Annotated in this window: 21 protein-coding genes, 1 pseudogene and 1 riboswitch; of the genes and pseudogenes, 4 read left to right on the top strand and 18 right to left on the bottom strand. The window is 32.1% G+C overall.

The window, feature by feature from the left end:
* Positions 1-8: 8 nt before the first annotated feature.
* From clpP to BIV18_RS07210, 4 genes are all read right to left on the bottom strand, one after another.
* Complete coding sequence (clpP, locus tag BIV18_RS07225; RefSeq protein ID WP_075659961.1) at positions 9-593, bottom strand: ATP-dependent Clp endopeptidase proteolytic subunit ClpP; 585 nt, start codon at positions 591-593, stop codon at positions 9-11.
* Positions 594-610: 17 nt separating this feature from the next.
* Positions 611-1,963: a trigger factor gene (gene tig / locus BIV18_RS07220; RefSeq protein WP_075659960.1), complete on the bottom strand. Its 1,353-nt coding sequence runs from the start codon at positions 1,961-1,963 to the stop codon at positions 611-613.
* Between the two features lie 72 nt (positions 1,964-2,035).
* On the bottom strand, positions 2,036-2,257 hold the full coding sequence (locus BIV18_RS07215) for a YdbC family protein (protein WP_075659959.1): 222 nt from the start codon (positions 2,255-2,257) through the stop codon (positions 2,036-2,038).
* Position 2,258: 1 nt separating this feature from the next.
* Positions 2,259-3,962, bottom strand: coding sequence for a proline--tRNA ligase (locus BIV18_RS07210; protein ID WP_075659958.1), 1,704 nt, complete (start codon positions 3,960-3,962; stop codon positions 2,259-2,261).
* A 234-nt stretch (positions 3,963-4,196) separates the two neighbouring features.
* Here BIV18_RS07210 and BIV18_RS07205 point away from each other — a divergent pair, with 234 nt between their 5' ends.
* On the top strand, positions 4,197-5,186 hold the full coding sequence (locus BIV18_RS07205) for a YeiH family protein (RefSeq protein ID WP_075659957.1): 990 nt from the start codon (positions 4,197-4,199) through the stop codon (positions 5,184-5,186).
* Positions 5,187-5,352: 166 nt separating this feature from the next.
* Here the strand turns inward: BIV18_RS07205 and BIV18_RS07200 are convergent, their stop codons facing one another.
* The 6 genes from BIV18_RS07200 to BIV18_RS07175 form a co-directional block, all read right to left on the bottom strand.
* Positions 5,353-6,081, bottom strand: coding sequence for an amino acid ABC transporter ATP-binding protein (locus tag BIV18_RS07200; protein WP_075659956.1), 729 nt, complete (start codon positions 6,079-6,081; stop codon positions 5,353-5,355).
* 1 nt (position 6,082) lies between these two features.
* Entirely contained in the window at positions 6,083-6,853 is a 771-nt protein-coding gene (locus tag BIV18_RS07195) for an amino acid ABC transporter permease (RefSeq protein ID WP_075659955.1), read from the bottom strand.
* 15 nt (positions 6,854-6,868) lie between these two features.
* Positions 6,869-7,723: a transporter substrate-binding domain-containing protein gene (locus tag BIV18_RS07190; protein ID WP_075659954.1), complete on the bottom strand. Its 855-nt coding sequence runs from the start codon at positions 7,721-7,723 to the stop codon at positions 6,869-6,871.
* 101 nt (positions 7,724-7,824) lie between these two features.
* A riboswitch (Lysine riboswitch) is annotated at positions 7,825-7,991 on the bottom strand.
* Between the two features lie 152 nt (positions 7,992-8,143).
* Positions 8,144-10,033 carry an S-layer homology domain-containing protein gene (locus BIV18_RS07185; protein WP_075659953.1) on the bottom strand — a complete coding sequence of 630 codons (1,890 nt, stop codon included), beginning with the start codon at positions 10,031-10,033 and terminating at the stop codon, positions 8,144-8,146.
* Positions 10,034-10,211: 178 nt separating this feature from the next.
* Entirely contained in the window at positions 10,212-12,791 is a 2,580-nt protein-coding gene (clpB, locus tag BIV18_RS07180) for an ATP-dependent chaperone ClpB (protein ID WP_075659952.1), read from the bottom strand.
* A gap of 19 nt (positions 12,792-12,810) precedes the next feature.
* Positions 12,811-13,728, bottom strand: coding sequence for a DnaJ C-terminal domain-containing protein (locus tag BIV18_RS07175; protein WP_075659951.1), 918 nt, complete (start codon positions 13,726-13,728; stop codon positions 12,811-12,813).
* 302 nt (positions 13,729-14,030) lie between these two features.
* Between BIV18_RS07175 and BIV18_RS07170 the strand changes: the two genes are divergently transcribed.
* Entirely contained in the window at positions 14,031-14,870 is an 840-nt protein-coding gene (locus BIV18_RS07170) for a gamma-glutamyl-gamma-aminobutyrate hydrolase family protein (RefSeq protein ID WP_075659950.1), read from the top strand.
* Positions 14,871-15,226: 356 nt separating this feature from the next.
* Here the strand turns inward: BIV18_RS07170 and BIV18_RS07165 are convergent, their stop codons facing one another.
* Positions 15,227-16,453 (bottom strand): ArgE/DapE family deacylase, encoded by a 1,227-nt coding sequence (locus BIV18_RS07165; protein WP_075660396.1) that lies wholly within the window; start codon positions 16,451-16,453, stop codon positions 15,227-15,229.
* A gap of 227 nt (positions 16,454-16,680) precedes the next feature.
* Positions 16,681-18,032 (bottom strand): annotated as a pseudogene (locus tag BIV18_RS07160) (hemolysin family protein).
* A gap of 133 nt (positions 18,033-18,165) precedes the next feature.
* On the opposite strand from BIV18_RS07160, the gene BIV18_RS07155 reads away from it, so the two are divergent.
* Positions 18,166-18,774 carry a DUF4230 domain-containing protein gene (locus BIV18_RS07155; RefSeq protein WP_075659949.1) on the top strand — a complete coding sequence of 203 codons (609 nt, stop codon included), beginning with the start codon at positions 18,166-18,168 and terminating at the stop codon, positions 18,772-18,774.
* A 42-nt stretch (positions 18,775-18,816) separates the two neighbouring features.
* On the opposite strand, the gene BIV18_RS07150 is transcribed toward BIV18_RS07155, so the two are convergent.
* From BIV18_RS07150 to BIV18_RS07140, 3 genes are all read right to left on the bottom strand, one after another.
* Positions 18,817-19,884 carry an enoyl-CoA hydratase/isomerase family protein gene (locus BIV18_RS07150; protein WP_075660395.1) on the bottom strand — a complete coding sequence of 356 codons (1,068 nt, stop codon included), beginning with the start codon at positions 19,882-19,884 and terminating at the stop codon, positions 18,817-18,819.
* Positions 19,885-20,068: 184 nt separating this feature from the next.
* Positions 20,069-20,695 carry a cytidylate kinase-like family protein gene (locus BIV18_RS07145; RefSeq protein WP_075659948.1) on the bottom strand — a complete coding sequence of 209 codons (627 nt, stop codon included), beginning with the start codon at positions 20,693-20,695 and terminating at the stop codon, positions 20,069-20,071.
* Positions 20,696-20,770: 75 nt separating this feature from the next.
* Positions 20,771-21,676, bottom strand: coding sequence for a DMT family transporter (locus BIV18_RS07140; protein ID WP_075659947.1), 906 nt, complete (start codon positions 21,674-21,676; stop codon positions 20,771-20,773).
* Positions 21,677-21,858: 182 nt separating this feature from the next.
* Here BIV18_RS07140 and BIV18_RS07135 point away from each other — a divergent pair, with 182 nt between their 5' ends.
* Positions 21,859-23,286: a leucyl aminopeptidase gene (locus tag BIV18_RS07135; RefSeq protein ID WP_075659946.1), complete on the top strand. Its 1,428-nt coding sequence runs from the start codon at positions 21,859-21,861 to the stop codon at positions 23,284-23,286.
* 76 nt (positions 23,287-23,362) lie between these two features.
* Here the strand turns inward: BIV18_RS07135 and BIV18_RS10665 are convergent, their stop codons facing one another.
* The 3 genes from BIV18_RS10665 to BIV18_RS07125 form a co-directional block, all read right to left on the bottom strand.
* Complete coding sequence (locus BIV18_RS10665) at positions 23,363-23,500, bottom strand: hypothetical protein (protein ID WP_178385780.1); 138 nt, start codon at positions 23,498-23,500, stop codon at positions 23,363-23,365.
* A gap of 27 nt (positions 23,501-23,527) precedes the next feature.
* Positions 23,528-23,881 (bottom strand): hypothetical protein, encoded by a 354-nt coding sequence (locus BIV18_RS07130; RefSeq protein ID WP_075659945.1) that lies wholly within the window; start codon positions 23,879-23,881, stop codon positions 23,528-23,530.
* A gap of 148 nt (positions 23,882-24,029) precedes the next feature.
* Entirely contained in the window at positions 24,030-24,410 is a 381-nt protein-coding gene (locus tag BIV18_RS07125; RefSeq protein ID WP_075659944.1) for a hypothetical protein, read from the bottom strand.
* Between the last annotated feature and the right edge of the window lie 173 nt (positions 24,411-24,583).

The following is a 24,583-nucleotide window of genomic DNA, read 5'->3' as shown; positions in this document are numbered from 1 at the left end:
ATCTCACCTCAAGCCCTTTTTTCTATAACTTTGTCGATTAAACCATATTTTTTTGCTTCTTCAGAAGTTAGCCAATAATCTCTATCTGTATCTCTTTCGATTTTTTCAAGATCCTGTCCAGTTCTTTCAGCCAAAATTTCATTTAACTTTTTTCTAATTTTTAAAATCTTTTCTGCATTAATTTGAATGTCACTAGCTTGACCTTGCGCACCGCCAGAAGGTTGATGAATCATTATGTCGGAGTTGGGAAGAGCAAACCTCTTTCCCTTTGCACCTGATGCAAGTAAAAATGCTCCCATAGATGCAGCCATTCCAATACAAATCGTAGATACATCTGGCTTTATATAATTCATAGTATCGTAAATTGCAAATCCTGCACTTACAGAGCCTCCTGGTGAATTAATATAAAGTTGAATATCTTTATTTGGATCTTCAGATTCTAAAAATAAAAGTTGAGCAACAATTAGATCCGCCATTGCATCATTTACTTCGCCACTTGCAAATATAATTCTATCCTTTAAAAGTCTTGAGTAAATATCGTAGGATCTTTCTCCTCTATTAGTTTGTTCTACTACCATTGGCACTAATGCCATTTAATCACGTCCTTTAATTATTTGTCTTCTTTAATTTCTTCTTTAATTTCTTCTTCAGTAGTTTCCTTAGGTTCAACAAATTTAACTTTTTCAACAAGAGTATCAATTGCCTTTCTCTTTTGAAGGTCGTCTTTTACAACTTCCTTATTTTGATTTAGCATATAATCTCTCATTTTTTCCATGTGTTCCTTGTCGTCTTTAAAGTATTCTTCTACAACTTTGTTTACTTCTTCTTCTATTTCTTCATCAGTAATTTCAATGTTTAAATCCCTAACAAGTGCTTCAATAGCAAGATCATTTTTTACAGTTTTTTCTGCTTCAGGTCTCATTGTCTTTTTGAAATCTTCAAGAGTTTGACCAATCATCTTAATATAATCTTCGAAGCTAATGCCTTGAGCTCTAAGACTTTGGTCATAGTTTCTAATCATATCGTCGATTTGAGTACTTATCATTGCTTCAGGAATTTCTACATCTACCATTTCTCCGATTTTGTCAATTGCTCTTCTTTGCTTTTCCATCTCAGAAGTTGTTTTAAATTCTTCTTCTTTTTTCTTTCTAATGTCAGCTTTAAATTCATCAAGAGTGTCAAATTCAGAAATGTCTTTTACAAATTCATCGTCAAGTTCTGGAAGTTCTTCATAAGATATGCTATTTAATTTAATTTCAAATTTTGCATCTTTTCCTGCAAGATCCTTTTGATGATAATCTTCTGGAAATTTAACAATAATGTCAAATTCTTCTCCAATTTTGTGTCCAATTAATTGTTCTTCAAAGCCTGGAATAAATGTATTTGAACCAATTTTAAGGTCTTGGCTTTCAGCTTCTCCGCCTTCAAAATAATTTCCATCGGCTGAACCCTTGAAATCAATGTTTACAGTGTCGCCATCTTCTACTGCTCTATCATCAACATTTATAATTCTAGCATTCATCGCTCTTTGATTTTCAACTTCAGAATCAATAAGCTCATCAGTTACTTCAAGAGTTGGATCTTCGATTTCTATTCCTTCGTAGTCTTTAAGTTCAACTTCTGGCTTAACATTAACAGATACATTTACAATTAAATCTTCTTCTTTTTTTGCACTTTCTTCGTCGATGTCAATATTTGGTTGGTCAACAACTTTGAGGTCTAATTCCTTAACAGCTTTTTCATATTCACTTGGAAGAATTTCATTAATAGCATCTTCGAAGAATACATCTTTGCCATACATGTTTTCGATCATCTTTCTTGGAACATGACCCTTTCTAAATCCAGGAAGTTGGAAGTGCTTTTTATTTTTTTTATACACTTCAGTTTCAGCGTTCTTTATATCTTCTCTTTTTAAAACAATGTCAAAAAAGACAGTACTGTTTTCTTTCTTTTTAATTTCCATTTTAATTGCCTCCTCGCTCCATTGCGTTTTTTAACATCTCTATATTATAACATAAGTTGTTTTAAAAATATATTAAATACCTCTATCCTTTAGGATTTTAGAGAGAATTTCCATTTCCTCATCATTAAGTGTAACACCTTTAGACATCTTTTCGTGGTTTGAATCCCATTCTCTCAAATCATACTTTGCCGGTCTGTCGTTAAAGGAAACTTTGTTAAGTTCCTTAGTCCAGCCCTTTGCACTTTCAGATAAAACTCCCAAGTGCTCTATAATTTCAAATTTAAAATCGCTCATATTATCTAACCTTCTCTATTTCATTTAAAACATTTTTTATTGCATCTTCAGAAGAAATTTCAAAATTTTCCATTTCTTTTCTAGTTGAATATTCAACAAAACTTTCTCCGGACTTCTTGCCACAAGTAATTCTTAGTGGAATACCAATTAGATCCCTATCTTTAAACTTAACTCCAGCTCTTTCTTTTCTGTCGTCAAGTAAAACTTCTACACCCTTTTTCTTTAACTCGTCATAAATTTTTTCTCCAAGGGCAACTTGTTCATCATCCTTTACATTTACAATAGTAATAATTGCTTCATAAGGAGCCACTGCCATTGGCCAAATAATCCCATTGTCGTCGTGATTCTGTTCGATTATTGCCGTTACAGATCTTGTAATGCCCACACCATAAGAACCCATATAGAAGTAATTTGCCTTGCCCCTTTCATCGAGATAAGTTGCATTAAGAGCCTCTGAGTATTTTGTACCCAATTTGAAGATATTTCCTACTTCAATACCCCTTGCAAATTTATATTCTTCATCAGTTCCAGGCACTTTGTCGCCTTGAGATACAAGAAGAAGGTCCTCTACAACTTCACCTTCAAAGTCTCTGCCATAATTTGCATTGATGTAGTGGTAATCTTCTTCATTTGCACCGACAATAAGATTGTCCATTTCAGCAACTCTTTTGTCAAAAATCTTTCTAACATCTAAACCAATTGGTCCAGTATAACCCTTTTTAGATTTTATAGCTTCGATGTCAGACTCTTCCATCATCCTTATGTCGTGTTCAGCAACTCCAGTGTAAGATACAAGCTTTGCCATATTTAATTCTCTATCTCCTGGAATAAATACTATAACTGGCTCATCTCCAAGCATTAAGTCAACTGCCTTGGCACATTTTTTTTCATCCACCTTTAAAAATTTAGCAACTTCTTCAATTGTGCTCGCCTTCGGTGTGTGAACTTTTTCTAATTCCTTTTTATCTTCATGTGCTGGCATCGCATATTCAACAGGAGCCTTTTCTTCAGTTGCTCCAAATTTTCCAGATTCAGAATATACAATTACACCTTCGCCAGTTTCAGAAAGAGCAATAAATTCGTGCGAACCAGTACCGCCCATTGCACCATTATCCCCTTCGACAATTTTATAATCAAGCTCTAATCTGTCAAATATTTTTTCATAAGCTTTATACATATTCATGTAAGCAATGTGAAGAGTTTCAGGAGAAGTGTCAAAAGTATAGGCATCTTTCATAGAAAATTCTCTAGCTCTATTTATCCCAAATCTAGGTCTTTTTTCATCTCTATACTTAGTTTGAATTTGATATAAATTAAGAGGAAGATCCTTATAACTTTTAACCTCATCTCTGATAAGAGTGGTAAAATATTCTTCCGCAGTTGGCCCAAGACAAAATTCTCTGTCATTTCTATCCTTTAGCTTAAACATTTCAGGACCAAATTTTTCCCATCTACCAGACTCTTTCCAAATTTCTGCTGGTTGAATGGCAGACATTAAAATCTCCATTGCACCAGCTTTGTCCATTTCTTCACGGACTATATTTTCAATTTTTCGAATAGATCTATAACCAAGTGGCAAATATGTATAGATGCCACTAGCAGATTTTCTAATCATTCCTGCTCTTAGTAGAAATTTATGAGATGCAATCTCTGCATCTTGTGGATCCTCCCTAAGAGTTGGCATATAAAGTTTTGATAATCTCATATTACCTCCATAATAAAAGTATTATAATAAATAAAATAAATTTCCACAAGTTTTATGGAAAATCTCATTGCATACTATTTTCATTATACTATAAAGGTGCCAATACTTCACAGTTTTGTGGAAAAATTTTAGATTTATAAAATTCATTAGAAAATTTTTGTAAAAGTAAGAACTAATTTAAAAAAATCATGTATAATAATTATTTATTAAACAAAAACATAGGAGAACATAATAATGGAAAAAAGAAATATATCTGGCATTTTATTTTCAGCTTTAATTGCAACTTGTGCCTACTTTTTAGGCAAAAATTTTCCAGTAATTGGCGGACCTGTCTTTGGCATTCTTTTCGGTATTATATTGAATAATTTTAAAAGACCAGAGTCCTTTGAATCTGGAATAAAATTTACATCAAAAAAAATACTTCAATTTGCCGTAATACTACTTGGGTTTGGTCTTAACCTTAGCGAAATTATTGTAGTAGGAAAATCATCACTTTTAATAATTCTTTCTACAATTTCAACTGCACTTATAATCTCCTTTGCCACAGCAAAGATTTTAAAAATTGATTCAGATGTTGCAACACTAATTGGAGTTGGATCATCAATCTGTGGTGGATCGGCAATTGCTGCAACAGCACCAGTTATTAACGCAAAGGACGAAGACATTGCGACTTCAATATCCGTAATATTTTTATTTAATATTATCGCTGCACTAATCTTCCCAACCCTTGGCGTAAAACTTGGCATGACTCACACAGGCTTTGGCATGTGGGCTGGAACAGCAATAAACGACACATCATCAGTTGTGGCAGCATCAGGAACTTGGTCAACAATGTTTAATGACGACACCGCACTTAATTATGCAACAATTGTAAAATTAACGAGAACTCTTGCAATTATTCCAATTACTCTTGGACTTGGAATCATAAAATCAAAGGAAAATGCAGAAAAAGTTAGCGTGTTAAAATCTTTTCCAACATTCATTTTATTTTTCCTACTTGCATCAATTTTCACAACTGTGCTTCCACTTCCAGCCTCTTTCTTGTCAACAATGAAATTTTTGTCAAAATTTTTTATTATAATGGCAATGTCTGCAATTGGACTTAATACAGATCTTAAAAAATTAATTTCACAAGGAGGAAAGGCAATAGTAGAAGGTGCCCTTTGTTGGATAGGAATAATTTTTGTGAGCTTGGCAATGCAAAACCTACTTGGCATTTGGTAATTTATTGGATTTTTTAATTTAGAATGCTTGTTTTATTTGGAATTTTTTACAAAACTTGTGAATAAGATTATTTATTTTACTTAAAGCAGTCTTAGAGCTGCTTTTTTAGTAAAAAACAAAAAAATAAAAGCCCTTTCGAGCTTTTTAAGATTTATTAAAATTTAAATTATAAAACCATGGACAAAAATTCCTTTGCCCTCTTAGTTTTTGGATTTGCAAAAAATTCTTTTGAATCTTCGTCCTCTGCTATAACGCCCTTATCCATGAAGAGAACTCTGTTAGATACATCCCTTGCAAAGCCCATCTCGTGAGTTACTACAAGCATTGTAAGTCCTTCCTCTGCAAGAGAACGCATTACATTTAAAACTTCATTTACCATCTCTGGGTCAAGCGCCGATGTTGGTTCGTCAAAGAGAAGAACTTCTGGATTCATTGCAAGTGACCTCGCTATGGCAACTCTTTGCTTTTGCCCACCAGATAATGATGCCGGTTTTGCATCTCTAAAGGGATACATCCCAACTTTTTTCAAAAATTCATCTGCAACCCTTACTGCCTCTTCTCGAGATTTTTTTAGAACTTTAACTTGTCCTACTACACAATTTTCAAGAACAGTCTTGTTGTTAAAAAGGTTAAAGGATTGAAAAACCATTCCCACCTTTGTCCTATAATTATTTATAGAAATATAATCTAAAATATTTTCACCGTGATATTTTATTTTTCCACCATCTGGTTCTTCCAATAAATTTATGCATCTAAGAAGTGTTGACTTGCCTGATCCAGATGAACCAATTATTGAAAGGACTTCGCCCTTTTCAACCTTAAAATTTATATCCCTTAAAACTTCATTAGAGCCAAAGCTTTTTTCTAAATTTTCTATTTCAAAAATATACGCCATCTCACACCTCTTCCTTAACCTCTATTACTTCTGCTGAAGATTGTGAACCGTAAATTTTATAAGTTCCATCTCCATCCATTTTTCTTTCAACGAGCTTCATAATTTGACTTACTGTAATAGTTAAGAATAAATAAATTAAAGCTGTGATAAAAAATACTTCAAAGTATCTCAGATAAGTTCCCGCTGCTGATTTTGAAATAAAGAATAATTCTGAAACGGAAATTACATTTAAAACTGATGAATCCTTGATGTTTACAATAAATTCATTTCCCACTGATGGGATTATATTTCTAACGGCTTGAGGAAGTACAATTTCTGTCATTGTTTGCCAATGAGTCATTCCTATGGAAAGTGCCCCTTCAGTTTGGCCCTTGTCAATAGAAATTATTCCGCCTCTAATTATTTCAGCCATATAAGCTCCTGTGTTTACAGATACGATTATAAGTGCCGAAGGCATTGCTGCCATATTTAAATTAAAATATTGAAGGGAGCCATAATAAAACATCATAGCTTGTACCATCATTGGTGTTCCCCTAATAACTTGAATGTAAACTGTAATTATTGCATTTGCAATTTTTAAAACTGCCCTTTTAAAGGCTGATGATTTTTTATTTACCTTTATTGTTCTTATTATTGCAACTAATAATCCTATTAAAAATCCAACTAATGTGCCAATTACAGCAATTATAATTGTGTTAAGAGTTCCCTCGACAAAGAGGGAACCATATTCCTTTATTAAAAATCCTATCCATCCAAAAAAACTTTCCGGCATCTTATTCTCCCATAATTATTCGCCAAGTGGTTGATTTGCTACAGCTTCTTCCATTATACTTTGTCTTTCTTCTTCAGAAATTTTTGATAGTGCATCATTAACTTTATTTAAAAGTTCATCGTTGCCCTTCTTAACTCCTACTGAAATTGATGTATCTTCTTCTGATGCTTCAAATCCCTTTCCCTTTTCAAATTCTACAAAATTTAAGTCATTGTTTGCAGAAGTTGCAGAAAGTGCGCCCGGTCTTTCAGAAACATATCCATCGATCTTTCCACTTCTAAGTGCAACTATCATTGCTGGAAAAGTTTCAAGAGCTGTGGATTTATTTACACCTTCAATTTGATCAATTACATCGTAGTGAAAAGTGTTAAGTTGCCCTGTTATATTTGCACCCTTAAAATCAGCAAGTGATTTTGCCTTTGCATAAGGCGAATCCTTTTTAACAACTATTACAAGATCTGATGTGTAATAAGTATTTGAAAAATCAATAGTTTCCTTTCTTTCAGCAGTTGGACTCATTCCTGCAATAATTAAATCAATTTTCCCTGAAGTAAGTGCAGGAGTAAGCCCATTCCATTCAGTTTTTACTATTTCAAGCTTCTTGTCCATGGACTTTGCGATTTCCTTTGCGATTTCAACATCGTATCCGCCAGCATATCCTCCAGCTGCAATTGGATAACCATTTTTTTCATTTGTTTGTGTCCAGTTAAAAGGTGCATAATCGCATTCCATTCCAACTTTTAAAGTTCCTGAATCTGATGGAGCAGCCGCTGTGCCTCCATCTCCCTTTGAATTACAAGCAGTTAAAAACATTGTGCTAGCTAAACCTGCAACTAATAAAACTTTTGCTAAATTCTTTCTTAAATTCATAATATACCTCCGTAATTCTCGGTGGCTATAAAAAGTAATAAAAAAACAGTCTGGAAAACCAAACTGTTAAAGATGTCTAATAAAATAAGACAAAGTATTTAACTTTAGATAGCTCCCCACATATTGTGACAGTCATACAAATATTGTTTGCATGCCCAGCATATTAACTTACCATTAATACACTTCGGCGAAATTTCCTTTCATCTTTATTCACTGCATGGTCTTGCTCCAAAAGATTACTGATAAATCCCGCTCCTCTATCGTATTTTTCAATACAATGTATTCAATTGTTTTTTAAATTATATATAGGAGATTTACAAAAGTCAAGTGCTTTTTTATTTTTATTAATTTTTATTAATTTTTATTAATTTCTCCTAAAAATTTGCAATAAATAAGGCCCCTTTAGGAGCCTCATTAAAATTATTTCCACATATCAACTTCAGAAGTTGAGTTTAATCTTTCTCTGTTGTGAGTGTTTGCTGCATCAAGAATATTGTAATAAGCCCAGAATCCTTCGCTTACATCTGAGAATTTATTAAGAGATGAAGTGTTCACATTGTTAAGTGAGTTTTTAGTTGTATTTCTATTAAAAACAGAGTTTAAAATAGTAACAGCTTCGGCTCTAGTTATTTTTGCATTAGGTTTAAATGTTCCATCGGGATAACCTGTTACATTTTTGTTGCCATTTAATTTTTCAATAGCATCCTTTGCCCAGTGATCTTTAACATCTTGGAAGTCAGAAGAACCCTTCTTTTCATTCTTAACATAGCCAGAAATCATTTGTGCAAATTCTGCTCTTGTAATGCTTTCATTTGGTTTAAATGTTCCATCTGGGTAACCACTAATTAGACCCTTTGCAACAACATAATTAATTGCCTTAGAGAACCAGTTGTCATTTGCATCAGAAAACTTTGTTGCAGAGCTTGTTCCAAAATCTGCTCCTCCATTTAACAAAGTAGCAAACATTTGAGCTGCTTCTGCTCTTGTTACATTTGCTTGTGGCTTAAATGTTCCATCTGGGTAGCCCTTAATATAAGCAATTGCCTTAACTTCTTCAACTGCATTTTTTGTAACTTTGTATTCAATCTTTGTAATATCTCCTGCTTCATTTTTTGCTTCGACTTTTATAGTTTCACCAAAGATTAATGCTCTATCTAAAAATACAGTGAATACTCCCGAATTATTTACAGTGATGCTTCCAAGTTTTCTATTGCTTGCATCGTAAACTGTAATTTCGTCCTTTGCATTTGCAGTTCCCTTTACAAGTTTTTGTCCTTCAAGGGCTTCTTTAATTTTAATTTTTTTATTTTCAACTGTTTTTGAATCTGTGTAGAATTTTAAATCATCAAGTTCTCTATCATATACACTTTCGCTTAAAGTTACTGAAAAATATGAATTTTTATCAGTTCTAAAGCTTCCAAGTAGCTTTCCGTCCATGTAAACTCTTACATTTTCAAAAGGATGATTTTTAACATAACCCGTTAAAGTTCTTCCCATAATTCTTAAATCACTTGCATCAACTTTTGAACCCTTGATGTTTTTGTAATTGTCATTTTTAACTTCTACACTTCTTGATTCTTTTGATCCATCTCTTGCTATTACAGAATAAGTTTCTCCTTCTTTAAGATCTACTTTAATTTTAAAATCGCCTCTATTATCTGCATATCCTATTTTTTCATATCCTCTGTCATAGCTATATCCGTATCCATATCCTGAACTAACTCTCTTTATATATATGTCAGCTTTTGCAGAAGTATAACCTGTCAAATATGTTCCATCGTATCTCACATTTGTAAGTGTAATATTATTGTATCTATCATCATATCTATCCCTAACGTCAAAGTTAATCTTAACTTCTTTTGTAGATCCATCTTTAAATTTAACTGTTACAGTTTCTTCATGATTTCCCTTTGAATAAAATTCAAAAGTTTTATTACCAATTATTTCTGCACCATCTGGTAGAGATAGAACTTTACTAGCATCAACTCTTTCTCCCTTATTAATAGTGTAATCACGGCTTGATAGATTGCTTTTATCTGCTTCTCTTTCTTTCTTATTTTCAGCCTCTGATGGAGTTGTAGTTTCAGTATTTGGTGTAGTTGTACTTGATGTAGTTGTACTTGGTGTAGTTGTACTTGGTGTAGTTCCTGCTGCTGGTACTCCTGCTGGTGCTGCTGGTACTCCTGCTGGTGCTGCTGGTACTCCTGCTGGTGCTGCTGGTTCTGTTTGTGCAAAAGCAGATACTGGCATTGACGATACTAATACCCCTGCTAGTGCAAGTGTTAAATATTTCTTACTATATGGTTTCATTAAAGTTCCTCCTAAATAAAATGCTATTTGTATTATATTACATTATGTCATTGAGTTTAAATCTTTTTTGTGATAAAAAAGTGATAAAGGACATTATTTCAACTTAATTAATAATTTCTTAATATTCGTAATACTACCGACATAAAAAGACCTGCCAAAAATAGCAAGTCTTTAAATCTTATTTAACTCTTACAGATAAATCATCTGCATAGACATCAACTATGATTGTGTCGCCATCCATTACATCGCCCTTTATTATCATCTTTGAAATTTTTGTTTCAAGAGTATGACCAATATATCTCTTAACTGGTCTTGCACCATATTGTGGACTAAAAGATGCGTTCAAAATAAATTCAAGGGCAGCATCGGTAACTTCGATTTTAATATCTCTATCCTGAAGTTTTCTTTCAACTTCTTTAATGCTTTGTTTAATAATGTTGTAAATTTCATCTCTTTGAAGCGGTTTAAATAAAACTATTTCGTCAACTCTATTTAAAAATTCTGGTCTAAAGGAAGTACGAAGATCTTGCATTACATTTTCCCTTGCACCTTCAGTTATTTGCCCATCTTTGCCAATTCCGTCAATTAAAAAGTGTGAGCCAATGTTTGAAGTCATTATTATTACTGTGTTTTTAAAATCCACAGTCCTTCCTTGGTTATCTGTAAGTCTTCCGTCGTCTAAAACTTGTAAAAGGATATTAAATACATCTGGATGTGCCTTTTCAATTTCATCAAATAGAATTACTGAATAGGGTTTTCTTCTAACAGCTTCTGTAAGCTGTCCGCCTTCATCGTAGCCAACATATCCTGGAGGAGAACCTACAAGTCTTGACACAGAATGTTTTTCCATGTACTCAGACATATCTATTCTAATTAAATTTCTTTCATCGTCAAAAAGTGTTTCTGTAAGAGCCTTTGCAGTTTCTGTCTTTCCAACTCCAGTTGGTCCCAAGAATATAAAGGATCCAATTGGTTTGTTTTTATCCTTTAGTCCTGCTCTTGCCCTTAGTACTGCATCAGACACAACTTCAATAGCTCTATCTTGACCAATTACTCTCTTGTGAAGAATTTCTTCCAAATTGAGAAGTTTTTCTCTTTCAGTTTTATTTAGCTTTTCAACTGGAATTCCAGTCCATCTACTTACTACATAGGCAATTTCATCTTCTGTAACTTCTTCCTTTACCATGGAAGATTCATCTTTAGTAGATGACTCCTTCTTTTTTAATTCTTCCTTTAACTTTGGAAGAATGCCATATTTTAATTCTGAAAGTTTTTCTAAATCGTAATTCCTTTCGGCTTCTTCAATTGCGTGATTAGTATCTTCAATTTGTTTCTTTAAGTCCTTTGTAGAGTCAAGCTCCTTCTTTTCAGCTTCCCATTTTGATTTTAATCTGTCAAATTCTGCCTTTTCTTCAGAAAGTTCGCCTTGAAGTTTTTTAAGTCTTTCTAAACTTGCCTCATCAGTTTCCTTTTTTAAAGCTTGATTTTCGATTTCAAGTTGCAAAATTTTTCTTCTCACTTCATCAATTTCTGTGGGCATTGAATCAATTTCTGTCCTCAACATTGCACAAGCTTCATCCATTAAGTCAATTGCTTTGTCTGGCAAAAATCTATCTGTAATATATCTATCAGATAGAGTTGCTGCTGCAATTACTGCGGAATCAGAAATTCTTATTCCGTGATAAATTTCGTATTTATCCTTTAATCCACGCAGGATTGCAATTGTATCTTCCACAGTTGGCTCTTTAACCAAAACTTTTTGGAATCTTCTTTCAAGTGCAGGGTCCTTTTCAATATACTTTCTGTATTCGTCAAGAGTTGTTGCACCAATTGCATGTAGTTCTCCACGAGCAAGCATTGGCTTTAACAAATTTGATGCGTCCATCGCTCCATCAGTTTTTCCTGCGCCAACTATGTTGTGAATTTCATCGATGAATAAAATAATATTTCCATCAGACTTTTTCACTTCATTTAAAACAGCTTTTAATCTCTCTTCAAACTCTCCACGGTATTTTGCACCTGCTACAAGTGCACCCATGTCTAGTGAAAAGACAATTTTATTTTTAAGACCTTCAGGTACATCTTCGGATACAATTCTTTGTGCAAGACCACCTGCAATTGCCGTTTTACCAACTCCGGGAGGACCAATTAAAACTGGATTGTTCTTAGTCCTACGAGAAAGAATTCTAATAACATTGCGCACCTCTTCGTCACGACCAATTACTGGGTCAAGCTTGCCATCTCTTGCAAGTTCAGTCAAATCTTGACCATATTTTTTTAATGCATCATAAGTTCCCTCAGGATTATCTGTTGTAACATGTTGATTGCCCCTAATTTTTTTTAGAGCATTTAAAAATCCATCTGCATCAATTTTATACTTGTTGAAAACAGAAGAAGAATCCTTTCCCTTCATGTTTAATAGAGCAAGGTAAATATGCTCAACAGAAAGGTATTCGTCGCCCATCTTTTTCATAAAATCTTCCGCCTTTTGGAAAAGCTCTCTATAAGAAGAGTCTGCATAAACTTCCGCACCAGATTGTTTTGGAAGTCTTTCAATAATCTTTAAGACATCTGCCTTTATCATGTCTGGGTTTTGGTCCATATATGTCAAGACTCTTGGAATAAGTCCATCTTTGTCCTTTAAAAGGGCGTAATTGATGTGAATTTCTTTTACCTCGGGATTGCCGTATTCCTTAGCAATATTGTATGCACCTTGAACGGCTTCAAGGGATTTTTGAGTAAATTTTTCAAAATTCATAAAAACACCTCATTTTTTATTATTTACTTAAATTTTGTAATTCTTTATATAATTTTAATTGTTTGTCAGATAAATTATTAGGGTTTACGATATTAAAAATAATGTAGAGATCCCCCACATTGCCCTTTAAATCTTTAAATCCCTTTGAAGGAATTCTCATTTTATTTCCTCCAACAAAATTTTCTGGTATTCTTAATTTTAATTTGCCACCTAAAGTTTCCACAGTTTGACTGCTGCCAAGAGCTGCATCCCATGGATAAATATTTTGAGTTTTAGTAATATCTAACCCATCGAGAACGAGATCTTTCTCATCACGAATATTTATTTTAAATAAAATATCGCCAGGAAGACCAAATTTTTCGCCCTTGACCTTAATTTTCTTACCACGGGTTATTCCCTTAGGGATTTTGACAGCAACTTGGTATTCCTTTTTATTATAAGTCAAATTCACATTTTTCGTAGTACCCTCATAGGCATCTTTAATAGAAATAGAAAGTTCAGATTCAAACTTATTTCTGCTCTTGTTTGACGTTCTTTTTCCCCTTCCAGACAAATCTCCAAAAATATCATTTATGTTAAAACCACCAGAGAAATTTCCGCCAGATCTAGAAGAACCAAAAATAGTTTCGAAGAAATCAGAAAAATCTGCTCCACTTCCTCCAGTAGTGTATGTGTAACCATATTGAGAAGGATCGAAATCATAGCCAGAACTAAAATCATAATTAGAGCCAAAAGTATCGTATTTTTTTCTCTTATCGGCATCAGATAAAACCTCATAAGCCTCTGAAACTTCCTTAAACTTTTCAGCAGCGGCATTATCGCCTTGATGAAGATCTGGGTGATACTTTTTAGCCAGCTTTCTATAGGCGCTCTTTATCTCCTTTTCATCTGCATCTTTAGAAACTCCAAGGATTTCATAATAATCTTTGTATTTCAAAATTAACCTCCTCATAATCTATATAAACTCATTTAACTGTCAACATAATTATATCCAAATTAAAAGCAAAGGAACATAAATTATAAATTAAATGAATAATTTTAAATTTAAAATTTTGTCAGCTATATCAAAATTATTTGACTATCTTTGACTATTCCATTATACAACATCATTAGCACTCTTGCAAGTACTCTGCTAATTATTTTTTGTTTTTTTATTTTTTAAGTCTTGATTGTTTATTTAGAATAAGGATATACTAAAAATTGTAAAACTAGTAAAAATATTTAATAAAGGAGCATTACATGAGAAAAAACAACATAAAAAATATTATAACTTATATCACTTTTTTACTAATAGCACTGTTCACATTTACAGCTTGTTCAAAAAAAGAAAATAAAAATGCACCCACAATAGGAATTTCATGGTCTACTGATGAAGTTGATAAAAATTCTAAAGACAAAGTTGATGTCGATACTCAAATGTATGCCGATGCACTTAGAAAAGCTGGAGCAAAAGTTATATTTTTAAAGGAAATGAAATCCATAGATGAAGCTAAAAAGGAAATTAAAGACGTAGATGGTGTTGTTGTAACTGGCGGAGATGATTTAAATCCAAATCTTTACAACGAAAATCCAATTGAAAAATTAGAAGAAATTAATCCTAGAAGAGATAGCTCTGATGTGTTTTTACTCAAGGCTTTATTAGAAGAAGACAAACCTACATTAGCAACTTGCAGAGGAATGCAACTTACTAATGTTTTATCTGGCGGTTCTTTATATCAAGATATAATTACTCAAAGGCCTACTGATATTATTCATAGAGATCCTGAAAAAAAGGTTTTTGTAAAACATGAAATTGATGTTCTGCCAAACAATATATTGTCAGATGGATTGGGAAAATCTGGAAAATTGGAAGTTAACTCATGGCATCATCAAGCAATAAAAGATCTTGGTAAAAATTTAGACATTTTAGCAAAAGCTGACGATGGAACTATTGAAGCAATAGTTAAAACCGATAAATCCTATTTCTTAGGATTACAATTTCATCCTGAAGCAATGATTATAGAAGATAATAATAAAGATGCTTTAAATCTTTATAAAGCTTTTATAACAAAATCTCAAGAATTATCACAACAAAAATAAAAAAATAATCTAGTTTTACAAAAATTTTAAAAATTTTTCTTGTATTTATAAATTTATTATGCTAAACTAATAACAGATTATTTAATACACTTTTTTAATTAATTTCCTTTTAAACGCCGAGAAAAACTCGGCATTTTTTCTGCCCTTTTTTATAAAATAAAAAAAATTGAATCAAAACTATTTTATATAAGTTTTATGCTAAAATTAAGGCCATGGAAGTTTCCATAGCCTTTTTTAATATATTTTTAGTTTATATATTAGTATTAGTACATAATGAAATTTATCAAGTATTTCTCTCTTTCATTTGCCTTTATTCTTAAAGATAAATTTCACAAAAAATTTATTTTTTAAAAGAATTAAACATTCATATAATTATTAATAATTCTTATATAAGCTTCAATGAAATCTATATATTGTTTTAATGGAAGTCTTTCATCTATTTTATGATTAAGCATTGGCATACCCGGTCCATAAACGGCAAGTTCTATGTCTGATCTATCTTTCATAAACTGAGCTGCATCTGTTGTTCCAGCAACTGCCATAGGTTTAATTTCAGAAAAAGATACATCAAGGGTTTCCCTCAAATCTTTGCCCAGCACTTCTCCCATAGATTTCATTAAATTCATTGGCAAAAGATCTGGCATCTCCTTTACAACATCGATGATTGTCTTGACTAACTTGGAATTTGGATCTGACTGAACAGGAGACTGATTTGCTGTTACCTCCATATTAAGTTCAAAGTCCTTTTCTTTATTTAGTCTTGCAAGAATCTCTTGAATTTCTTCAATGATCTGTTGATTTTTTAATTCCGGTATTGTTCTCACATTTGCCTCAAATTCTGCAAAATCAGGTATAGAATTGACCTGTGTCCCTCCCTTTACAACTGTGATGCTATGTGTCATTTTTCCAAGCATTTCATTTGAGAAATCTTCTGCCCTCTTTTCAAAGTGCTTACTTATCTCACTCATTGCTCTATTTAAGTGTTCAACTGCATTTTTGCCTATCTCTGGTGTAGAGGAATGAGCTGCAACACCCTTTGAACTTACCTTATAATTAAGTGATCCCTTATGAGCATATACAACTCCTAAATTACATGGCTCTGCAATTAAAATTGCATCGACATCCTCGACATAACCAAGGTCAGTAAGTTGCTCGGCACCAAGTTCTCCTATTTCTTCTCCCACAGTTGCAATCAGTTTGATTTTACCAGAAAAATTCTTTTCCTTAGCAGTTTCAATAAAAGCAATAGTAAGTGCCGCCAACCCTGACTTCATGTCAGATGCACCCCTGCCCCAAATCACGTCGTCTTCAATATGGGCATCAAAAGGAGGAAAGGTCCACTGAGATTCATCTCCTGGAGATACCACATCCATATGCCCACTTAAAACTAAAGTTTTCCCTGGACCATTTTCTATTTCTGCGATGAGATTGGCCCTATTCTCTGCAAACTTAACAAGTTCAGATTGAATTCCATTTTTGAGAAGTAAATCCCTTAGGTAATTTGCTACCTCAAGTTCATTTCCATTTACAGTTTTAATTTCAATTAAATCACTTAAAATGTTGATTGCATTTTCTCTATTCATTTTATTTCCTCCTTCATATTTTTTTAAATATCTATTTAAACTTCTACTTAAATATAATAGGTCATTGCTCCTAATGTGAAAAAACATTAATATATAGCAATGCCCTCCTATTAAATTGTACCACAATTGTTTTCTTATATAAATTTTTAAAGCTATAATTATTTTTATATTTTTAATGCGAAATATTTACTTCTAAATAAAAAAGACAGGCTGCCCTGTCTTATTGTTTATGAGTTAAACTCTTTATATTCTTTTTTTGCTTCTTCCTGTTCCTCGGGAATAATTTTTATGCTTGCCTTTACTATTCTTTTTTCGGCTACTGCTAATTCTGTAAGTATACAACCCGATGTTTTTACGCTAAGTTTCTTCTTCTCATTTTCTTCTGGTATGAATCCCAGTTTTTCTATGATTAGCCCTGAAATTGTTTCGTGATTTTCTGAATAAAGTGATGTCCCTATTGCGTCATTTATGTCTTCAATATCCATAGCTCCATCTACTATATATTCGTTTTCTGAAATTTTTTCCACGCTGCGAATATCTTCGTCGTATTCATCTTCTATTTCGCCGACAATTTCTTCTACTATGTCTTCCACTGTTACCATGCCTGAAAATCCACCATACTCGTCAATTAGTATTGCTACATAATTTTTTGAGGATTGCAGTTCTTTTAAAAGCATGTCTATTTTTTTGTTTCCGGCACAAAATAAGGGGACTTGATGCAATTATCTAGGTTAATTGATTCATAATCATTTTTTGCGTATTCTACGAAGAGGTCTTTGATGTAAACTGTTCCAAGGATATTATCTGTATTTTCTCTAAAGACAGGCATCCTAGAGTAACCTTTTTTTAGTATTTCTTCAACTGTATCTGTGGTAAATTCGTCATAGTCAACCATGTAAATTGATGTCCTCGGCGTCATTATTTCATAAGCCAATTTGTCATCAAAGTCCATTATATTTACTATCATTTCTTCACCAGCTGAGTTTATTACTCCCTGCTGAGTCGATACTTTTATATAGGATTTTAATTCTTCTTCTGAAATTTTTTCTTCAACATCTTCTGAATATTTTCCCATGATTTTTAATACTAAGACCGTCGACAGTGATAGCAATTTTACAAAGGGATAAAATATTTTTGAGGCAAAGGCAATTATACCACTTGATTTTAGTGCAACTTTTTCTGAATTTTGAAGTGCAATTCTCTTTGGCACAAGTTCTCCAAATACAAGTGTTATATAGGATAGTAAAAGTGTAACAAAAATAAAGGACACTGTGTTCCCATAGGGTATTCCCCTTTCTCTCAAGAATACTCCAAAGACTTGTGAAATACTTGTTGCCGCAGAACCAGATGAGAAAAATCCCGCAAGAGTTATTGCCACTTGTATTGTGGACAAAAATCTCGTTTGATCTGCTGAGATTGACATAAGTGTCTTCGCCCTTTTGTCTCCTTCTTCTGCCATTTCTTTGATTTTGTTGTTATTCACTGAAACCATTGCCATTTCAGCTGATGCAAAAAATGCATTTATGCTCGTAAGTATTGCGATTAATATGAGTTTAGCCCACAAGGCGCCATCGTCCATTAACATCTTCCTCCATATCTTTTAGACTAATTATATCAAAGAACTCGTGATTATAACAGAAAAATGTAAGGAATAACAAATTTTCAGACTTTTTTTATTTTTTATGTTATAATTTTGTGAAAAAGGAGAGTTTATGAAAAAATTAAAAAAGTTAATTATCTTGGTATTACTTCTTGCCATTGCTCTTACTGCCACATTTTTCGCCGGCAAAAAAACTATGAAAAGTGAAATGAAACCAAATATTACTGCCAGTTTAATTGCTAATAAAATAATGTCGGCTAAGGAACTTACTACCCTTAAATATCATTACACAAATATGGGTCAATTTGAAAATCAAAATACTTTTTACGGCTACAAAATTCCCTTTACATCAAAAAAGTTTATAGTATCCTATGATGGAGTTATAAACGCAGGGATAGACCTCAATAAAATGAAAATAAGCCTTGACAAAAAAAGTATTGAAATACAAATTCCAGCTGCAAAAATTTTGAGTCATGAAATTTACGAAGATTCGCTAAAGGTTTTTGATGAGAGAGAATCTATTTTTAACAGAATCGACATCGAGGACTACAATAATTTTTCAAAAGACCAAAAGAAAGATGTTGAATACAAGGCAATTGAAAAGGGTTTGTTAAATCAAGCTGATGAGGAAGCTAAAAAAGCAATTGAAGAAATTCTCTTGGGCGATACAATTCTAAGTGAATACAAAATAAATGTTACAAAGGACAATTCTTTGAAATAAAAAGGGCATTCCTACGAATGCCTTCTTATTAAAAATTTGTATTTATGAGTTTTTCCTTTCGCTATAAGTTTTTTCCAGTCCAAGTAATTTTTTTACTTCGTCCATATTTACATCTTCTATAGACTTCGTACTCCAATTTGGCTTGCTACCTTTGTCTATAACTTTTGCCCTTGCTCCCTCTTGCATCTCGCCAATTTCCACTGAATAATTTAAAACTTTCAGATCAAGATCCACTGTTTCATGATAACTTAAATTTTTACATACAAAATACTTTTCAAATTGCACGGCAAGCATAAGTTGTGATCTTTCTTTTAATATTTCATAGGTTTTTCTTGCAAAATCCTCATCTAAATTATTTTCTAAAATTTTGTAAATCTCAACTACACTTTCCTCTGAAAAATATTTCTCAATTTTTTCTAAGCTTTTAGTTACAGAAGTTTCTCTTGGCTCTAATTTATATTTTCTACCTTCAATTTTTAGTTTTTTTATTAACTCCTTGCCACTATAGATTTCTGAAAATTCAAAAAGCTTTTCAACTAATTTTGTATAATTCCTTGAATTTATATAAAGATCTGCCAAACCATAGTTTACTAAATCAGAAGATTCTAAACTAGATCCTGTTAGCCCAACATATTGACCTAAAGCTTGTGGAAGAGTGGAGATAAAACTACATACGCCAACATCTGGAACAAATCCAAGACTAGTTTCTGGCATAGCCCAGATTACACTCTCATCTGAAATTATTAAATCTGAATTTATGCTAAGACCAATGCCTCCACCCATGACAATTCCAGTCCAATGGCTCACAACGGGTTTTTTATAAGAAGCGATGTACTTGTCCATCTCAAATTCAGTGGCGAAAAATTTATTTTTCACTTTGCACTCGTCATTATTTATATAGTCAATGTAAAGCTCCTTTAAATCACCGCCTGAACAAAATCCCTTTTTAGTCAAAGTATCAAAGAGAACTACTCTAATATTTTCGTCACTTTCCCATCTTTCTAAAATTTCTTGAATCTTATTTATCATTTCTAAATTTAGCGCATTTATCTTCTCTGGCCTATTTAAATAAATCACACCAACATTTTTTATAACTTTTTCTATAACCAAATCATTATTCATTAAATCACCTCGAAATATTCTACCCTTATAAAAGTTAATAAAAATAAAAAGTTCACAACTTCTAATAAAATCTTTTACTAAATACTTTACTTTCTATTATATTGCATTTTACAAAATCCTTTATATAAATTGGAAACAAAAAATCCCAACTCTTGTCGGGATTAAAATAATTTTATTTCTTATTTCTTGACATATCTACAATTAAATTTGTAATGCTCTCAAAGTCAAAGGCCGATGAATTAATTAAGACATCGTAATTTGACCTTTCTCCCCATGCTTTTCCTGTATTTCTACCGTAGTGATTTGACCTTCTACTATTTTCACGTTCTAGCTTTAATTCAAGCTTGTCTTTTTTTACATTATAAGTGTTTAAAATTCGCTCTTCCTTAAATTCGCTAGATGCGTAAATAAATACAGAAAGTTTTGGAAAATCCTCCAAAACAAAGTCACTACATTTGCCAAAAATCACTGCTTTTTTACCCTTTGCAATTTCCCTTATAGTCCTTGATTCTAAGAGAAAGGCTGCATCATTAGTCGCAATGTCCTCTTGAGAATAGGAATAATTTTGTTTGTACAAATCGTAAATAGTTCCTTGTAAAAAGGAATCATCTTTTTTTACTTCATCAGGCTTTACTTTTCCTTCAAGGCTCATAAGTTCAATTAATTTCTCATCAAAGAACTCATAACCTAATTTATCGGCAACTTTTTTTGCAATTTCATTTGCTCCACTGCCATACTCTCCGTCTATTGTAATTAATTTTTTGCCAGCCTTTTCAAAAAATTTATCAAATAGTGACATATCTTCACCTCTCAAACATTATATATCATTAATGTGAAATGTTTTTTAATTAATATAAAATTCTTGTGAAAATTTTCAATGTTTCCTCAATCTTCTATTAAAATAAACTTCAATTGGAAGTTGAGCTATCAAAGTCGCCATAAAAATGATTATAGCTCCAATTATTTCTCTTTCATTCATCCTTTGTGAAAGAATAATCCAACCAAATATTGCTCCAAAAACTGATTCAAGGGAGCTAATCATAGATGCAATTACTGGGTCAAGCTCCTTTAATGCCATAAGCTGAATTGTAAAGCCAACACCCGAAGACAAAATTCCTACATATAAAATTGATACATAGGATTTTAAAATTGCACCAATATCTATTCCTTCAAAAATAATTGCGCCGATAAAAGAAATTATTCCGCAAATTGTAAATTGAAATAAAGACAGCAAGACTGCATTTGTATCCTTGGAAAATTCTGAAAGAATTAAAATGTGGACTGCAAAAATAAAGGCACTGATAATTGTAACTATGTCGCCTCTATTAATGCTTATGCTTTCCTTTACTGACATTATATAAGTTCCCATCATCGCAAAAATTATACAAATTAATAGTTTCTTACTTATTTTCTTTCCCAAAAATAGGCTAATAATTGGAATAAATACTATATATAATGCTGTGAGAAAACTTGCTTTACCTGCCGTTGTATAAACTAAACCAAATTGTTGAAGGTTAATAGATATTGTAAATACAAAACCACATAATATTCCGCCCTTTATAGTTCTAGACATGCTAAATTTTTGTTCTCTATAAGTTTTTGATGTCTTATTAAAAAACACATATGTCAAGTATAGAAATATTATTGCCACGAGTGATCTTACTGCTGTGAAGGTTAAAGGCCCTATATGATCCATGCCGACTGCCTGTGCAACAAAGGCAAGTCCCCAAATTATTGATGTGAAAAATAACATTATTGAAGCTTTTAATTCTTTACCCATTATAACACCACCCAAAAAACACCAATCCAATACTTTATCAACTAAATTTATGCTATTATTTTATAATTTTATCATATCATAATTTATCTAAAAAAAACAATAATGTTAATTTCCTTTATATTATAAAATTTTTTAATTAGACCTTTTTAAAATCTCATGTATAATGAATGTAGAGGTGAAATATGATTAAATTTAATTTGTATAAAGAAGGAGGACTCAAGGTCCACTTCATAAAGAAAAATGAAGATATCAATAGTGAATTTAAAAAATTTTTGGAATCGAAAAAATTTGATGGACAATTTAATGAAATATTATACCTTCCCATAATTGAAGGCGACTCCCATGTTTTTATTGGACTTGGCGACGATGAAATAGATCTTGAAGACATAAGAAATATTTTCTTTAAACTTGGAAACACTCTTAGAAAAAATGAAGAGCACGAAGTTGAAATAAAAATGCCAGAATTTAATATTTGCAATAGAAAAACTATTATGGCAGCTTATGAAGGACTTCGTCATGGCGAATATGAATTTACAAAAAAAACCGATGTCAAGCATAAAAAAGAAGACTTTGAACTCACTGTCAATTACTCTGCTTTTAAAGGACCTGAAGAAAAGTTGCGTGAAGGTTTAAATAAAATGGAAAATATTATGGACGGAGTATTTCTAGCAAGAAATCTTGTAAATGAAAGAGCCAATGTAATTTATCCTGAGAGCCTTGCAAATATTGCAGTTGAAAAATTAGAAAATCTCGGCGTAAATGTATGTGTTTACGAAGAAGATGAAATTGAAAAAATTGGAATGAAGGCCTTTTTAAAAGTTGCTGCTGGAGCGACTAACCGTCCAAGACTTATTGTAATGGAATATAAAAATTCTGACGCCGAAAAAATTGCCCTTGTTGGCAAGGGGCTAACTTACGATTCTGGCGGCTACAATATTAAATCTCCCTCTGGAATGAATTATATGCACTGCGACATGGGTGGTGCTGGTACTGTAATTGGCACAATGTATGCTCTCGCAAAAAACAAAGCAAAGGTAAATGTAGTTGGAGTTATTGCCGCTTGTGAAAATATGATTTCAGGCACATCTTACAAATCAGGCGATGTAATCGACTCTATGAAGGGGCTTACTATTGAAGTTGCAAACACAGATGCCGAAGGAAGAATTACCCTTGCCGACGCAGTTCACTACGCTACAAATGACCTTGGTGCAGAAAAAATTATCGACCTTGCAACTCTTACTGGAGCAGTAACAATTGCCCTTGGCGAAGTTTACACAGGTGCCGTTACAAATGACGAAGATTTTTATAGAGAAGTCCTTGAAGCTGCAAAGCTATCTGGTGAAAAAATTTGGGCATTTCCTTATGATGAAGACTTTAAAAAATTAAACAATTCAGAAGTCGCAGACATCAAAAATACTTCAGGAAGAGATGCAGGATCTGTAACAGCAGGACTATTTGTCGGGGAGTTCGTAAAGGAAAATACACCTTGGGTTCACCTTGACATAGCCGCAACAGCTTACAGAAACAAAGCTAAGGGATATCTACCAAAGAACGCCACAGGAATTCATGTAAAAACATTAAATAATTTATTAGACCCAATAGATTGCTAAAAATTAACCACAACCACTGGCCTTAGCCAGTGGTTTTTTTCAATTAAAAAACTCATCTTATTTCTAAGACGAGTTCTCATATATCTTCTATATTTATTTCACCATGCAAACTGTAAATATCCGATTTATTATTTTCTAATTTCCCAAAATCTTCTCTTATAGAATAAGTTAAATAAAATCTAAAGTGTTCTATACCTTGATAATCTTTATACAATTCAAAATCTTCTGAAAGAATTTGATATTAATAAAATTCTCTAATATTTGCATCTTCCAATAATCTGAAATTTATTTTATAATCTTTAGGATCTTTAAATTTTATTTTATCAGCTTTTTCGAGTAATAATGTAAAAGAAAACTGGCTATTCAATTTTCTTCCATGAAAGTCGTTATCTTTACTAATGATTACATCTCTATAAAGGTCATTAGAATTTTTATTGATAATATTTGCTTTTACTTCTTCGCTCATAACATTGGAATTACTCTTATCATCTACCTTTTCATTATCAGTTTTACCCCTAAAGTATATTAATGATGATAAAGATAAAATAATTATTAAAAGTATTCCTAATTTTTTTGCATCAATAAATACCTCCATTAAAATTAACCAAATATTTCATCCCATTATCTACCTAAATTGTATAAAAATCTTTTCTTGTCAATTTTATTTGCAATTCATCATATGAAAATAAGTACCAATCATAAAAATTGACTTTTAATAAATTACTGTATCTATATGATGAGATTTAAAGCACATTTATTAACTTTAAAAACCAAGCCACTATTGTATAAAGATATGCAGATAAGGCTTTAAATAAATTTAATGATGCAAACCCAAAAAACACTATGAACACAAAAATATTCGGAGCCAGCAACAGTGCTAATACTACCCAAACAGTCCAATTTTTATTGACAAAAAATAATCCTAAAATAAAAGTTATAACAGATAAAAACAATAAAAAAGAATCCAGAAAGTATATATTTCCATGTAATTTATTTAAAAAGTTTAGCTCATCTAAATTCATTAAAATAATATCTAATACAAATAAACCGATTATTATTAATGAAATAAGATAAAATAACCTTCTTCCCTTTTGACTTTTCTCTAAATTGCTCCTTAATCCCATAAAAAGTCCTTCCTTTATTCTTCAATAATCTAACATCCATCTCTCCAATTTTCAAATGCAAAATAACTTCTAACTATTTTAGCCATTTGTCTTTGCCCACCAGTCATAGGATCAATATACCTGTCTATATGATCTATTAATATCTGATTACATCTGCAATTTTTTTACCATGT

The organism is Peptoniphilus grossensis, assembly GCF_001940285.1.
GTDB lineage: Bacteria > Bacillota > Clostridia > Tissierellales > Peptoniphilaceae > Peptoniphilus_A > Peptoniphilus_A faecalis.
This window is presented reverse-complemented; position numbering and strand designations above follow the sequence as displayed.